This window comes from Brevibacillus parabrevis, from assembly GCF_003710905.1.
GTDB classification, from domain to species: Bacteria; Bacillota; Bacilli; order Brevibacillales; family Brevibacillaceae; genus Brevibacillus; species Brevibacillus parabrevis.
Map to the genome: position 1 here is coordinate 230,934 of NZ_RHHV01000009.1, position 14,806 is coordinate 245,739.

Below are 14,806 nucleotides of genomic sequence, written 5' to 3' on the forward strand. Positions count from 1 at the left end.
CTAGTTCGCCAGCTTTTTCCCGATCGCATCAGCCAGACAGGAAATAAACGCAGGCCTGGCGTTAGGCATCGGAGGGCGATGGTAGTGAACACCCAGCTCTTCCGTTACTGCCTTGCATTCCATATCATTGTCAAACAACACTTCGAGGTGCTCGGCTACGAACCCGACCGGACAATAGACGAACGACTGGTAGCCGTGCTCTTTGTACAAGTCTCTCGTCAAATCTTGAACGTCTGGCCCAAGCCACGGCTCTGGCGTGTTGCCCGCACTCTGCCAGCCGATAGCATAGCGGGAAATTCCGGCCTGCTCGGCAATCAGCTTGGCTGTATCCTCCAGTTGCTGCGGATAAGGATCGCCAGACTTCAAGATTTTTTCCGGGAGACTGTGGGCAGAGAAGATGACGACGGCTTGTCCGCGTTCTTCTTCCGGCATCGAGGCAAACGTACCCGCAATCGCTTTCGCCCAGTATTCAATGAAGCCCGGTTCCAAATACCAGCTCTCGATGCTCTCGATTTTCGGGCCTTGGATCGATTCGGAATGCTCCTGCGCTCTGCCGTTGTACTCTTTTACGCTGTAGCTGGAGTAATGCGGAGCGAGAACCAGACTTACCGCCTCTTCAATACCGTCTCGCTTCATCTGCTCGACAGCATCCTCGATGAACGGGGCAATATGCTTCAACCCCAAGTATCCGACAAACTCCCGATCGGGATAACGCTTGTTCAGTTCCGCAGTCAGCGCTCGCACCTGCTCGTCCGTAATATCCGCAAAACGGTTCAGCCCATCTACCGCCTCATAGCGGGCTCTCAAGTCGTCAAGCAGTTCTTGCGGCGGTTTGCGGCCGCGGCGAATGTGCGTGTAGTATGGTTCGATTTGCTCAGGGCTGCGCGGCGTTCCATACGCCATCAGCAAAAGCCCTGTTTTTGGCTTCGACATTTCCAACCCCTCCTGGTCACACGTCCCGTTTGTAGCTATGAATGAACGCGGTCAATTTTTGCAGCGTTTCTACCTTGGCGTCAGGGAATACACCGTGCCCCAGATTGAAAATGAAACCTGGCTGTTTTGTACCTTCGTCGAGAATCTCTTTCGCTTTTGCTTCGAGCTTCTCCCAAGGAGCAAGCAGCAGCGTCGGGTCGAGGTTGCCCTGGAGCGTTTTGGTCACACCCATATTGCGCGCTGTCGTGATGGAAGTGCGCCAGTCCAGACCGACGACATCCACAGGCAAGCGGTTCCAATCCAGCAAAAGATGACCCGCACCGATTCCGAAGTAGATGGTCGGCACTCCTGTTTCTTTCAGCGCTTGAAAAATCCGGGTCATGACAGGCGTTATGTACTCGCGATAATCTTCGTCGTTCAACGCGCCTACCCATGAGTCAAACACTTGAACCGCTTGCGCCCCGGCCTTGATTTGCGCCTTCAGGTACGTGATCGTCAAGTCGCCGAGCTTCTCCATCAGCGCCTGCCAAGCTGCTGGTTCCGTGTACATGAAAGCTTTGGTCTTGTGGTAATGCTTGGAAGGGCCGCCCTCGATCATGTAGCTGGCAAGGGTGAACGGCGCTCCCGCAAAACCGATCAGCGGAACAGACAACTGCTCGCGCAACAGCTTGATCGATTCCAAAATATACGGCACGTGCGTTTCCGGCTCCAGGTCGAGCAGGCGCTGCACATCCGCCAATGACTCAATCGGATTGGCAATCACCGGGCCAATTCCCGACTCGATGTTCACGTCGACACCAATCGGTTTTAGCGGGGTCATGATGTCCGCGAACAAAATGGCGGCATCTACGCCCAACTGGTCTACAGGCAGGCGTGTCACTTCTGCGCACACTTCCGGTATGTAATTCATCTCAAAAAAGGTATACTTCGCGCGAATTGCGCGGTATTCGGGCTGGTATCGTCCCGCCTGGCGCATGTACCAGACAGGGACATGCTCTGTCGCCTCCCCGCGGCATGCTTTCAAAAACGTATCGTTAAATGGTTTTGAAGTCATGAATAATCCTCTCTTTGCACAATAATCTGTCCCATCAATATGATACCACTGGGCATTCGACAAGTAATGACTCTTTTGTGTCAAAATCTTTTCGTTTCGCGCTTTCCAATCCTATCCACCATTGTTGCCAAACTTCTTCTATTGAATGCGGATATCTCCCGTAGAAGTCTTGACATACACCTTCGGCCCCGCTGTTCCGAGCGTTCCTTTCATGTAATACCTGTCTTTTTCCTCGTAGGACATCCCTTGCCAGCCAGCCTCGATCGTTCCCGTATCTGTGGAAAGTTCCAGTTGCGCCTTTTCCGGCTGCTTTTCCACTTCCATCCGCACATCGCCCGTATCGGTCCGAATTGTCGTATTTTGCGTCAACTCAGGCAAAATCAGCTTGTCGATGTCTCCTGTGGCCGTGTCGATCGTTACAGCGGCGCGGATTCCGGCAAGCTGCATATCCCCCGTGTCGGTCTGTATGTCCAGCCGCTCACCCGCGAAGCCGTTCAACTCCAAATCACCCGTGTGAGACGCGATGTCGGCTTTTCTCGCAGTCAACGCCCCGCTGGTGATATTGCCTGTGTCGGTTTTCAAGCGAATGCTCTCATACTGCTTTTCCGGCAACGTCACTTCCAGCTTCAAGTCGTCGTTGCCTATATAGAAAAGGCTCACGCGCAGCTTTTCCTGAACGTACACCACAAGCGTCCCGTCCGGCCTTACTTCGCTCGTAAATTGCAGGCGATCTTTTTGCATCTCGGCAACTTCTCCGACGAGCCGCACAGTCGCTTTCTCTACTTTTGCCGGCGTAATGACCAAATCTGCGGTTCCTGTGCTCACATCCACTGCCTTGAAATCTTGCTCAATCGTTTGCTGCTGCTCGACTTTTTTTAGCGAGAAGGCGAAATATTCTTGCTTGGAAAACAGCCAAACAAGCCCGCACACCCCGATGATAAACAGCAGAAAGCTGATGCCGAACAGCTTTTTTCCCCAATTTTTCATCTTATTTCCCCCTGATCATCTGCACGTTAAATTGCAGATACTTTAGGAACATGCTGTAAATCCACTTGGTGAAGCGCAGCAAGCCTACCGTGAGCATTCCTCCCAGTCCGACCGATACAAGGCTGCCAAACAAGAGCAAGAGCCGTTCCTGCGACGGTTCGGGATACCCGTATTCCATCAAAATGCCAAACGGTGCCACCAGAAGCGAGAAGGAGACGGCATAGCAGGCGATCAGCACGCCGATCAAGCCAAAAAACGGCCCGAGGACAAACAGCAGATTGAAAAAGCCCAGACTGATCGTGGCGAGAATGGCTCTGGACATATTGCTTACCGATGCGTTGGACTGCGCCTGATCAATCCGGTAGCCGGCCAAAAGCTCTCTGGCAATCGTTTTTGGGCTGCCCAGGCTTTCCGCAATTTCATGCTCACTTTTTCCTTGCTTGATCCCGATCAAAAAATGTTCGGTATAATCAGCCAGGATGTCCAGACGCTCTTTGTCAGGCAAATCGCCAAGCAACGCGCCCAGCTCATCCATAAACTCACGTCTTGTCATACCCCAGTCCCTCCTCTATCATTTCGTTGACCCCGCGGTTGAATATGCGCCACTCCAGCACGAGATCATTCATGTAGCGTCTTCCCTGCTCGGTCAGCCGATAATATTTTCGTGGCGGCCCTTCTTGCGATTCTGTCAGATAGGTTTCAAAAAAGCCTTCCAGGGTCAATCGGCGCAGCAAAGGGTAGACGGTCCCTTCCGCAATATGAAACTTCTCGGAGATGCTCGCGACCAGTTCATATCCGTATCTGTCGCGTTTGGCGGTCAACACGAGAACACACAGCTCCAGGACACCTTTTTTAAACTGTACGTTCATTGTCCATCACCCATGTCAAAGCTTACCAAATTGCTACTGTATATTGCAAGGTACTTTATGATAGAAAAGACAGGGAAGTGAACATCTTCCCTGTCTGATCCGTCACAACCTTTATTTTACTTCGACAATACGTCCTTCTACTTTCGGATTGACCACTTTGCGCTTCATCAATCCTTCTTCCACGATGCTGTACATGGACAAGCCTGTGTTGAAGAACGGCTTTTTAAAGGACTCGTAGCCATCGCCGCCAGCTGCCAGGAAGTCGATGGTCGCTACTTTGTAAGTTTTGGTCAGGTCAAGCGGCTTGTCGCCTACCTTCACTTCCAGGACGCGCTCGCCAACCGGTTTTGTCGGGTTGTAAGTAAAGCTCATGCCGCTGATTTGCGGGAAGCGTCCTGCTCCTGTGCCCACTTGGCTCACGCCGTTTTCCAGCGCCTGCTTCAGCTCTTCTCCCGTCACTTCCACAACAGACAGTGTGTTGTTTTCAAACGGGAGCAGCGTGTACAGGTTTTTCTTTGTAATGTCTCCAGCCGGAAGCTGTGTACGGATACCGCCGCCGTTTGCCAGCGCTACATCCGCTTCATGTCCTTTGATCGACTTCGTGCGCTCCAGCATGATATCGGTAATCAGGTTACCTACGTTGGTTTCCTTCGCGCGTACAAGCGTGCGGTCGCCGTCCAGTGGAACCTCGGATTTTGCAATGACCACATTCATGACGGAATCAATTTTCTTCACAATTTCCTGAACCATTTTGTCAACTTCCGGATCGGCAACGACAGTTTCATCGTATTCTTTCAAGCCGCCGCTGAATGCAACCAGCTCTTTGCCCAGGTAGTACAGGTCAGCGCGTCCCAAAGACTTGCCGTATTCCCAGTCCTGAACGATGTATGTGCCGTTGACCAGCTCAGGCTCTTTCAGTGGCGTATGGGAGTGGCCGCCGACGATCAGGTCGATGCCAGGAACGTTTTTCGCGATTTCGCGGTCCACATCTACCCCGATATGGGAGACGACGATGACGTGATCGACTTCTTTTTTCAGTTGCGGCACAACTGCTTTTGCCACTTCAACCGGGTTCTTGAAGGTCAGACCCTTCACGTTGTCAGGGTGAGTCAAAACAGGAGTGTCTTCAGCCACAAAGCCGACAAACGCGAATTTTTTGCCGCCGATTTCAGCCTTGAAGGTTGGCAGCAACAGCTCTTTGCCATCCGCTTTGAACACGTTCGCGGAAATGACCGGATGTTCCAGCATGTCGCGCAGTTTCAGCAATTGCTCGTAGCCGAAGTCAAACTCGTGGTTGCCCGCTGCCATCACATTGTAGTCGAGGCTGTTCAGGATTGGAACGACGGATTCGCCCTTGAACTGGTTGACGAATACGGTTCCTTGGAACGTATCACCTGCATCCAGCAAAAGGAAGTTGTTGTTTTCCGCACGCCATTCTTTCAGCAAGGTGGCGATTTTAGCGAAGCCAAATTCTTTTTGGCTTTTGTCTTCCTGAATGTGTCCGTGCGTATCGTTTGTGTGAGCGATGGTTACGTGTGTCGTCGCAGCGTCACCCAACGCCTGGAAAAACTCTCCGCGCGTCACGTTCGCCTTGTTTCCGAAAGTGACTTTGTAGCCCAGCTTTTCAGCCATTTGCGTCAGTTTTGCAGAAGTGACCACTTGCGTCGGATTTTTGAAGTCGTCCTGGGATACTGCCCCTTGGCCTTTTGCCCAGTCCAGGTAAGGAGTTGCCCAGTGCGCGCCTTTTGCTGCCGCACCGATTTGAGCGCCTTTGAGTTTGGAGAATACAACGGTTGCCTCTGCGAGCGTTACGGTACGATCCAGAGCCAGGTCGCCGTTTTGGCCTGCTGTTACGATCGCTTTTTTCACCATCCAGTCCACGTGTTTGACAGGATGCAGTGGAGCTGCGAGTGCGGAGGACGACAGCAACGATGCGAAGACAACCGATGCAAACGCCATCATGGTAATGCGACGTGCTTTTTTCATAGGAAATTCCCCTCTCATCTATGTATGCAAAAAGATAGGATAACGCTTCCATTATAGCAAAATTTGCTAGGCTGATGGTGCAGATTTGCTGTTTTTTCCGACAAAATCGGCTATGGCTTCTGACAGTTGCTCCGGCGCTTCCAGCATCCCCATGTGTCCGGCATCAGGCAACAACCTATGAACCACATGACTTCGTTCCACAGTGAACGTTTTTTCTACCGGAATGATCTGGTCTTTTGCCCCTGCAACCAAAAGCACAGGCAGCGCTGTCTCTTGCAAAACGTGATTGCGGTCCGGGCGATCTCGCATCGCATAAAGCGTTTGAATCGCGCCAACCGGACTGGTGGCGAACCCGATGTCTTTTGCGGTTTGGACCTCTTGCGTGAGTGAAGCGACGTGATCAGGTGCAAACAGCTTGGGCACAAGCGCTTTGATAAACGGCTCCATCCCGTTTTCGCGAATGCTGTCGGCTCCTTTGTTGCGATTCGCCTTGGCCGCTTCGTCATCCGGGAACGGCGTGGAGTGAATCAGCCCGAAGCTTGCCAGCTTGTCCGCGTGCTTTTCAGCAAAAGCGAGTGTCACATAGCCGCCGAGCGAATGGCCGAACAGATGGAATTTCGCAAGCCCTGCTGCTTCCGCCCAAAGCGCGATGTCCTCGGCAAACCGTTCCATGGAATAAGGCTCGTCCGGAGCAGCGCTGTGGCCGTGTCCCCGCAAATCAACAGCCAATACACGGTGAGTGCGGGACAACAACGGGATCAGCTTGTCCCAGTAGCGCGAGCTGCCGCAGAAGCCGTGCAAGAGAACGACCGCTTCCCCTGTGCCCTCCTCTACATAGGCGAGCTTGACTCCGTTTGTCAGTTGAATTTCTTTTCGCATGTGCATCGCTCCTTGGTGATTGGTTCAGCCTGCCCGCGTGCCAGTTGCCAGCGCTGACTGCAACGCTTGAAAAAACAGCCTCCTCCAGGCCATCTGTTCCACTTCATTTACTAGATGGGTCAAGCACTCCAACGCTACCCGAAATGCTTGGAAATCCGCTTCAATGCCTTTTTCAAATGCTTGCGACGACACAGCAGCACTTTTTCGATAAACCGTTTTTCTGCCCGTGTCAACAAGCCCTTGGGTACTCGGCGAATCGCTTTTTTGAGCTTTCCTTTGGGCAAGGACTGGATTTTCTTGACCATTTTTTCCAGTTGCTTGCGGTTGTCGCGGGTAAAGCGCTTCAGCCCTTTGGGAATGCGCTGTTTTTTCTTTTCGCCGGAATGCAGGCAAAACTTGTAGGCTTTTTTGCAGGAAAACTTTTTCCTGGCGCGGCGCAGATTCCATTTAGTAGGATTACCAAACAAGGAAATCCCATGATCGATTCCGTACCATTTGTACTTCTTCCACGACTTTTTCTTGTGCAGAATCAGGTTGCGGTTGGAGCGATCCGGGTTGAGAATCCAGGCGTCAAAAGCGACGAGCCGCGCCAGCTTTTTGGCCCCTTTGATGTGCTTGTGCGGTTTTTTCAGCCATTTCTTTTTGACTTTTTTCCAGTGGATCACTTTGCTGCCTTTGCCCTTGATGGAAATAATTCCACGCTTGATCCGGCCGTTTGGCCCGCGCACTTGGGCTTGCATCACTTTTGCGACAGGCACCCCGAGGCTTTTCGCCAAATGCGCGGCGATGTACTCGTTTGCTACGAGAATGCGGTAATTTTTGCGATGATGCCGATATACCGTCGATTTGAAGTATCCCTTGCGTCCTTTGCGGCTTTTGACCTTCCAGATCAGTCGGCCGTACCGTTTACGCAGGCGCTTCCGATAACGCCATCTCAATCTCACCACCTGTACACCTCGTCCCTGTTTTTTAACAGTATACGAATTTGGGTGCAGAATGGTGAAATCAAAAGGAACATCTCCTCGCCAAAAAGCAAAAAGAGGTGTTGTTCCCTTGTCGCTTAGCGGAGCGGAATGAAAATTTCGTACGTGTTCTCCGCTCTTTGCCGGGGATGCACGGAAGGAATGAAGCGCTGGTCGTACCGTTCCATGCGCAAAGCTTGCGGATCGACCTGGTGGCCGTGTGCGTCAAGCCAGCCAAACAACTGACGGTACGTGTCCTGCACCGTCTCCATCGGTCCTGCATGGGTGAAGCGGGCGTACGTTCTGGCTGGAAGCGTGAACCCGACCATGCCAGGAGGAATTTTTTCAAAGCCTTCTACCTCTACCACGATATACTCGGTATACATTTGGTACGTCTGGTTCTCGTCACTGATGTCATAGCGCACGTCGGGCTGCACCATAAGCGGAATCTCCCCTTGTCGCTGCAAAAACGTTTCCCACAGCTTGGGCATGTGCTCGATCAACATGGAAAACGAGCCGGAAAAGCTGAGTCCTACCACGTGTTTTTCTGGCACCTGTACAATTGTTCCTTCCATGACTCCACCTCGCTCTTTTTTGCTCCCCTCGTATTCTCATCCGTTACGGCAATATCCTGCTTCTTCCAGCCGATCTTTACAAAAAAACTAAAAAAACACCTCCTGCGCAGTTGCAGAAGGTGTCGCTCTCTTGTTTATTCAGCTTCCAGCGCCTTTTTCATAGCGCGGTAGCTCGCTTCAATCGTCCGTTCAATGTCCTCTTCCGTATGTGCCAAGGAAACGAACATCCCTTCAAACTGGGACGGCGGGATCATGACGCCTTCTTCCAGCAAATAGCTGAAGTAAGCCGAGAAACGGTCCAAATCAGCTGTTTTCGCCGTCTCGTAGTTGATGACTGGCGTATCGGTAAAGAACAGGCATACCATGGAGCCAACCCGGTTGAGCGTGTGCGGGATACCCAGCTTGCGAGCATTTTCTGCCAGTCCCTCACCCAGTCGCACAGACAGCTTTTCCAAATACTCGTAAGCACCTGGCTTGCTCAGCTCTTGCAAGGTAGTCAAGCCTGCCGCCATTGCCAGCGGGTTGCCGGACAGCGTTCCCGCCTGATAGATCGGTCCTGCCGGGGCAATCTGCTGCATGATTTCCCGTTTGCCGCCGTACGCTCCCACCGGAAGACCGCCGCCGATGACTTTGCCCATCGTGGTCAGGTCAGGCGTGATGCCGTACAGTTGTTGAGCGCCGCCAAGCGCTACACGGAAGCCTGTCATGACTTCATCGAAAATGAGCAACGCGCCGTATTGCTTGGTGATTTCACGCAGCCCCTCCAAAAAACCGGGCTGTGGCGGCACTACGCCCATGTTGCCTCCGATTGGCTCGACAATGACCGCAGCCAGATCGTCGCCAAAGTGCTCGAAAGCGAGCTTGACGCTGTCCAAATCGTTGTATGGCACTGTGATTGTATTCACAGCGGTTCCTTCTGGCACGCCCGGACTATCCGGCAAACCGAGCGTCGCTACGCCAGAACCGGCTTTGATCAGCAGACTGTCGGCATGGCCGTGGTAACAGCCTTCGAACTTCATGATTTTGTTGCGCTTCGTGTAGCCGCGGGCGAGACGCAGAGCGCTCATCGTCGCTTCTGTACCCGAGTTGACCATGCGCACAACTTCCACGGATGGAACCAGCTCACATACGAGCTTCGCCATCTCGGTTTCGCGCTCTGTCGGAGCACCGAAGCTGGTTCCGAGCGCAGCGACTTCCGTAATCGCCGCCAGCACGCGCGGATGCGCATGACCGAGAATCAGCGGTCCCCACGAGCCGATATAGTCGATGTAGGTGTTGCCGTCCACATCAAAAATGCGGGAGCCTTCCCCTTTTTCAATGTAGACAGGATTGCCGCCCACACTCTTGAACGCCCGCACCGGGCTGTTCACTCCACCAGGTATGTAATGCTGTGCTTCTGCAAACAACTGAGTCGATTTTTCTCTCATCATCTTTTGCTCACCTCGCCAGCCATTTTGCTACATCTTTGGCATGATACGTAATAATCAAGTCTGCACCAGCCCGTTTGAAGCCAAGCAGCGCCTCCATTACGATGCGCTCTTCATCAATCCAGCCGTTGAGGGCTGCCGCTTTGACCATGGAGTATTCGGCACTCACGTTGTAGGCGACGATCGGCAGGTTGAAGTTCTCGCGCAGGCGCAGCACCATGTCCATGAAAGCCAGACCTGGCTTCACGATCAAAAAGTCTGCCCCTTCTTTTACATCAGAAGCCGCTTCCCGCAGTCCTTCCCGTGCGTTTGCCGCGTCCATCTGGTAGCTTTTGCGATCGCCGAATTGCGGTGTCGAACCAGCGGCATCGCGGAATGGGCCGTAGAAGGCGGAAGCGTATTTCACTGCGTAGGACATGATCGGAATATGGGAAAAGCCTGCTTCATCCAAAGCTTCGCGGATCGCAACGACAAATCCGTCCATCATGTTGGACGGAGCGATGATGTCAGCGCCCGCTTTTGCCTGGGAGACCGCTGTTTTTGCCAAAAGCTCAAGCGTCTCGTCGTTGACGACTTCGCCATTGTGAATGACGCCGCAATGACCGTGGTCCGTGTACTCACACAGGCACGTATCGGCAATCACGATCATTTCCGGGTGGGCTTCCTTGATCTGACGGATGGCTTGCTGCGTAACCGCATCGTCGTTGTACGCCTCTGTCCCGCAAGCATCCTTGTGCTCCGGCACCCCGAACATCAGCACGGACTGGATTCCCAGCGCCACAATCTCTTTCATTTCTTCCGCCAAAACATCCAGAGAGAACTGGTACACGCCTGGCATCGAAGCAATTTCATTTTTGATGCCGGTTCCTTCCACGACAAACAAAGGATAAATCAGATCTTCCAGGTGAATGTGATTTTCTCGTACCAGATTGCGCATAGCCGCGCTTTGGCGCAGACGGCGATGACGGTCAAATGTAAGTGCCATGTCAATTCCCTCCCAGATTCTCTAGTAAAGCTTCTAACAGTCCATCCACCGTGTACTCGCTCGCGACCACATCGACAACAAGCCCGTTCTGTCTGGCTGTATCAGCTGTGATCGGACCGATGCAGGCGATCCGCACCTGATCGAGCCAGCCTGGCGTCGCATAAGGCGACATCGCCTGGATGAAGTGAGTCACGGTAGACGAGCTGGTAAACAAGATGACATCAATGCGACCTTGCTGCAACTCTTTTGCCGCTTCCGGCGCAAGCGATGCGTCGATGACCGTATGATAAACGTCCACCTCTGTCACCGCAAGTCCCCGTTCTTGCAATTCGGCTGGCAGCGCTTTGCGGGCAATGTCCGCTCGCGGCAGCAAAACACGCTGGCCAGGACGCAGCTGTTCGTGCAAACTGGCGAGCAATCCCTCGGCTACGTAGTCGGAAGGGATCACGGCAACCTCAAGACCGTGGCTGGTCAGAGCCTGAGCCGTCTTGGGACCGACTGCGGCAATCCTCCCTGCGAATGCTTGAAGACCGACTTCCAGCTGCTGCATCCGATCCAGAAAAAAACGCACGCCATTGACACTCGTAAAAATGACCCACTCATAGCTGGACAACTCGGCGATGGCTTCATCCAGCCTCGCATTGTCCGCAGGCGGGATCATTTTCAGAAGCGGAAAGGCATAAGCCTCTCCGCCCAAATGTTCGATTTTGTCCACCAGTTCCTGAACCTGGCTTTTGGCGCGCGTCACCATGATCTGCTTGCCTGTCAGCGGCCCGCGCGATCCGACGGCTGTCATTCCTGGTTCTCCCGCAAAACTTGTGCGAGCACCTCGCCCGCTCCTTGCGCGAGCAGCGCTTCCGCCACCTGAACGCCGAGCGCCAGCGCATCCGTGCCTGTCGCCGTGTTTTTGAACAGCTGTTTTCCATCCGGCGAGCCGACCATGCCTGTCAAAGTGATCTGCTTCGCCTCATCCACGGTCGCATACGCCCCGATCGGAACTTGACAGCCGCCTTGCAGCTTGTGCAGGAAGCTGCGCTCGGCTGTAACAGCCAGACGCGTAGGCTCATCATCAAGCTGTTTCAACAGGGCCAGCGTCTCTTCATCATCTGCGCGGCATTCGATGGCGAGCGCACCCTGTCCGACAGCTGGCAGGCTGATTTCCACGGGCAAATATTGCGAAATGTTTCCCGCATACTGGACGCGCTCCAGACCCGCTGCCGCCAAAATGATCGCATCGAAGTTGCCTTCTTCCAGCTTGCGGATGCGCGTATCAATGTTTCCACGCAGCGACTCGATCTGAATGTCCGGGCGATGCGCGAGAATTTGCGCACTGCGGCGCAGGCTGCTGGTTCCGACCAGCGCCCCCTCCCGCAGCTCATCAAGCGTTTTTCCATCCAGGGAAAGCAGAACGTCCCGCGGGTCAACGCGCTTCGGAATCGCTCCGATCACGAGTCCTTCCGGCAATTCGGCTGGCATGTCTTTCAAGCTGTGCACCGCCAAATCCGTTTCCTTGTCGTACAAAGACTGTTCGATTTCTTTGACGAACAAGCCTTTTCCGCCCACCTTGGACAGAGTAACATCGAGAATCCGGTCGCCTTTTGTCACAATCTCATGCAGTTCAAAATCAGCTTCCGGCGCGATTTCCTGCAGTTTCGCTACAACCCACTTCGTCTGGGTGAGCGCCAGCTTGCTGCGCCGCGTACCCACTTTCCATTTTCCCATGACAGCCTCCTTGATGAACAGCCGCTACCACCAGCTGTGAAATGTAGATGTCGTGATTCCTAAGAAATTGATGAGCAAAAGCAAAAACGCCAAGACGTTCCATTGCGCCATCCTGCGCATTTGCATCGTATCGCGAAATCGCTTGTACAGCCAGAACGAATAGCTGGCCAAGACGAGCAAAGAGAGCACGACTTTGGAATCCAGCAAAAATTTCTCCGGCAGTACCATTTTTCCCCAAATGATCCCCAGCACAATCGAGAGCAGCAGCATCGGCACACCGAGCATATTCATCCGGTAAGCGTAGCCCTCCAATTGATCGAGACTGGGCAATCTGCGCAAAAGCGGAGTCCAGCGGCGCTCCTTGAGCATCTTATGCTGCAACAGGTACATCGCTGAAAAGATCATCGACAGAGAGAAAGCTCCGTAGCTGAACATCGCCAGCGTCACATGTGTCAACAGAAGCTCAGAGGTCAGCACACTGGATACAGCGACGATGGGCGTCTCTGGCAAAAACATCGACATGACCAGGACGACAAATCCGATGATATTTGTAAAAAAAACCAGTAAATCAATGCGAAAAAAATAGTGAATGGCAAGCGACAGACTTACCAGCACCCATGAGTAAAAAAACAGCGTCTCAAACAGTGTAATGACAGGAAAATAAGCTTTCATCACCGTTTGCGACACAAAAAAAGCGGTTTGCAAGGCCCAAACGACAATAAGCAACCCGAAAGCCAAACGATTGACTTTCCGGTTGCTTTGCAAGAAGTCGTTAAAATAGAAGAGAACACTTGCAGCGTAGAGAAAGATCGTCAGGTCGTAGATCCATCTCACCTCGGCCATGCACTCTCTCCCCTCTTTCCCTATCGGTTTCTATCGATGGCAGTATCGTTTTTGCAAAGAAGGTTGTTAGTCCGGCAGGCGGGAAGCCAATACCTTTTCACGAGCTGCTGGTTGTTTTGTTTTATCGTCTGCCCAGATCGCCTCCTGCTCTTTGCGTTCCAGGATTTCTTCCAGAGCAAACATCTTGGTGAAAATGTCCAGCACTTCTTCTCCGGATTTGGTAGCTGCCATCTCCTTCAGACGGACAACCGGATCATGCATTAGCTGATTGACGATCCCTTTTGTCGTCTTGCGGATGATGTGCATCTCGCGCTCCGTCAAGTTTGGCAGCTTGTTTTCAATCTTGCGCATCGCTTCGCCTTGAATGGTGAGCGTTTTTTCACGCAGGGCAGCGATCAGCGGCGCTACTCCGAGCGTCTGGTACCAGGCGGTAAACGCCATGATTTCCTCTTCGATCATAGCCTCCAGTCGCTCCGCTTCCCGCGAGCGCTCTGCGACGTTGCTTGCGACGATGCCTTCCAGATCATCGATATCGTACAAAAAGACGTTATCCAGATCGTGCAGATCAGGGTTCAGGTCACGGGGAACCGCAATATCCACCATGAACAGCGGGCGGTGCTTCCGCTGCTTCATGATCGGCGCCAAATCTTGCTTGCCGAGGACGTACCCGGTCGCTCCCGTCGAGCTGATGACGATGTCTGCGGTGAGCAGCGCCTCAGGCAACTGCTCCATCGTACAGGAATCCCCTTTGAATTTTTCCGCCAAAAGCTGCGCTCTCTCCAGCGTGCGGTTTGCTACCGTGACGCGTTCGGAACCGTTGGCGTGCAAATGTTTGGCAGTCAGCTCGCTCATTTTGCCCGCTCCGACAATCAGGACGGACTTCCCGGCGAAAGAGCCGAATATTTTTTTGCCCAGTTCAACCGCCGCATAGCTGACCGAAACGGCGTTTTGTCCGATAGCCGTCTCCGTATGGGCACGCTTCGCGAACGTAATCGCTTGCTTGAACAGCGTGTTGAACACGGTTCCCGTCGTTTTCTGCTCTTGCGCCATCAAAAAGGCATCGCGCACCTGACCGAGAATTTGCGTCTCTCCCATCACCATCGAATCAAGACCAGCAGACACTCTAAACAGATGGTCGATTGCCTGTTCGTTCTCTTTTATATAGAGGTGATCCTTGAATCGTTCTTTTTCCACACCGAACCATTCCGCCAAAAAACGACGCGAATAGTCCCGGCCGATATTCGCCTGATCGCAAACGACGTAAATTTCCGTACGGTTGCATGTCCCCAAGATGACACATTCTGCAATACTCTTCGTCTGGGAGAGAAGATGAAGAGCGCGCACAGTCCCATCATCGCTGAATGTAAACTTTTCGCGAACTTCGACAGGTGCCGTTTTATAATTTAAGCCCAGCAAAAGAATATCCATAATGTCCTCCCAGAATGACATACTTGCATACGCCATATGTAAAATGCACTATTATTATAACATTATGCCCGTAAACGGACATGAGTAATTGTGAAAAGTTTATTAACTGAACGCACTTTTGGGCGCTCATAGAGTCGAATCGCTAGGGTGCAAACC

15 protein-coding genes are annotated in these 14,806 nt (G+C 52.8%); all 15 read right to left on the reverse strand.

Annotation, left to right across the window (positions count from 1 at the left end; translation table 11 throughout):
* The 15 genes from hemH to hemA all read right to left on the reverse strand — a co-directional run bounded on the left by hemH (window position 1) and on the right by hemA (window position 14,650).
* Window positions 1-933 (reverse strand): ferrochelatase, encoded by a 933-nt coding sequence (gene hemH / locus EDM60_RS12360; RefSeq protein ID WP_122964248.1) that lies wholly within the window; start codon window positions 931-933, stop codon window positions 1-3.
* Window positions 934-949: 16 nt separating this feature from the next.
* Window positions 950-1,987 carry a uroporphyrinogen decarboxylase gene (gene hemE / locus EDM60_RS12365; protein WP_122964249.1) on the reverse strand — a complete coding sequence of 346 codons (1,038 nt, stop codon included), beginning with the start codon at window positions 1,985-1,987 and terminating at the stop codon, window positions 950-952.
* Between the two features lie 138 nt (window positions 1,988-2,125).
* The gene (locus EDM60_RS12370) at window positions 2,126-2,974 is read right to left on the reverse strand and encodes a DUF4097 family beta strand repeat-containing protein (protein ID WP_122964250.1); all 849 of its coding nucleotides are present in this window, start codon (window positions 2,972-2,974) and stop codon (window positions 2,126-2,128) included.
* 1 nt (window position 2,975) lies between these two features.
* Complete coding sequence (locus EDM60_RS12375; RefSeq protein ID WP_122964251.1) at window positions 2,976-3,527, reverse strand: HAAS signaling domain-containing protein; 552 nt, start codon at window positions 3,525-3,527, stop codon at window positions 2,976-2,978.
* Window positions 3,514-3,843 (reverse strand): PadR family transcriptional regulator, encoded by a 330-nt coding sequence (locus EDM60_RS12380; protein WP_122964252.1) that lies wholly within the window; start codon window positions 3,841-3,843, stop codon window positions 3,514-3,516. The genes EDM60_RS12375 and EDM60_RS12380 overlap by 14 nt, the downstream gene beginning before the upstream one ends.
* 111 nt (window positions 3,844-3,954) lie before the next feature.
* On the reverse strand, window positions 3,955-5,829 hold the full coding sequence (locus EDM60_RS12385; RefSeq protein WP_122964253.1) for a bifunctional metallophosphatase/5'-nucleotidase: 1,875 nt from the start codon (window positions 5,827-5,829) through the stop codon (window positions 3,955-3,957).
* Window positions 5,830-5,895: 66 nt separating this feature from the next.
* The gene (locus tag EDM60_RS12390) at window positions 5,896-6,708 is read right to left on the reverse strand and encodes an alpha/beta fold hydrolase (protein WP_122964254.1); all 813 of its coding nucleotides are present in this window, start codon (window positions 6,706-6,708) and stop codon (window positions 5,896-5,898) included.
* 134 nt (window positions 6,709-6,842) lie between these two features.
* Window positions 6,843-7,652, reverse strand: a complete 810-nt coding sequence (locus EDM60_RS12395) for a HipA family kinase (protein WP_233454072.1) — start codon at window positions 7,650-7,652, stop codon at window positions 6,843-6,845.
* Window positions 7,653-7,768: 116 nt separating this feature from the next.
* The gene (locus EDM60_RS12400; RefSeq protein WP_122964256.1) at window positions 7,769-8,245 is read right to left on the reverse strand and encodes a GyrI-like domain-containing protein; all 477 of its coding nucleotides are present in this window, start codon (window positions 8,243-8,245) and stop codon (window positions 7,769-7,771) included.
* 134 nt (window positions 8,246-8,379) lie between these two features.
* Window positions 8,380-9,675, reverse strand: a complete 1,296-nt coding sequence (gene hemL, locus EDM60_RS12405) for a glutamate-1-semialdehyde 2,1-aminomutase (protein WP_122964257.1) — start codon at window positions 9,673-9,675, stop codon at window positions 8,380-8,382.
* Window positions 9,676-9,682: 7 nt separating this feature from the next.
* Window positions 9,683-10,657 carry a porphobilinogen synthase gene (hemB, locus tag EDM60_RS12410; protein ID WP_063230142.1) on the reverse strand — a complete coding sequence of 325 codons (975 nt, stop codon included), beginning with the start codon at window positions 10,655-10,657 and terminating at the stop codon, window positions 9,683-9,685.
* A gap of 1 nt (window position 10,658) precedes the next feature.
* Complete coding sequence (locus tag EDM60_RS12415; RefSeq protein WP_122964258.1) at window positions 10,659-11,453, reverse strand: uroporphyrinogen-III synthase; 795 nt, start codon at window positions 11,451-11,453, stop codon at window positions 10,659-10,661.
* Entirely contained in the window at window positions 11,450-12,379 is a 930-nt protein-coding gene (gene hemC, locus EDM60_RS12420; RefSeq protein ID WP_122964259.1) for a hydroxymethylbilane synthase, read from the reverse strand. Before hemC ends, EDM60_RS12415 begins: the two co-directional genes overlap by 4 nt.
* A 24-nt stretch (window positions 12,380-12,403) precedes the next feature.
* Window positions 12,404-13,222 (reverse strand): cytochrome C assembly family protein, encoded by an 819-nt coding sequence (locus EDM60_RS12425; protein ID WP_063230139.1) that lies wholly within the window; start codon window positions 13,220-13,222, stop codon window positions 12,404-12,406.
* Window positions 13,223-13,288: 66 nt separating this feature from the next.
* Window positions 13,289-14,650 carry a glutamyl-tRNA reductase gene (hemA, locus tag EDM60_RS12430; RefSeq protein ID WP_122964260.1) on the reverse strand — a complete coding sequence of 454 codons (1,362 nt, stop codon included), beginning with the start codon at window positions 14,648-14,650 and terminating at the stop codon, window positions 13,289-13,291.
* Window positions 14,651-14,806: the final 156 nt, after the last annotated feature.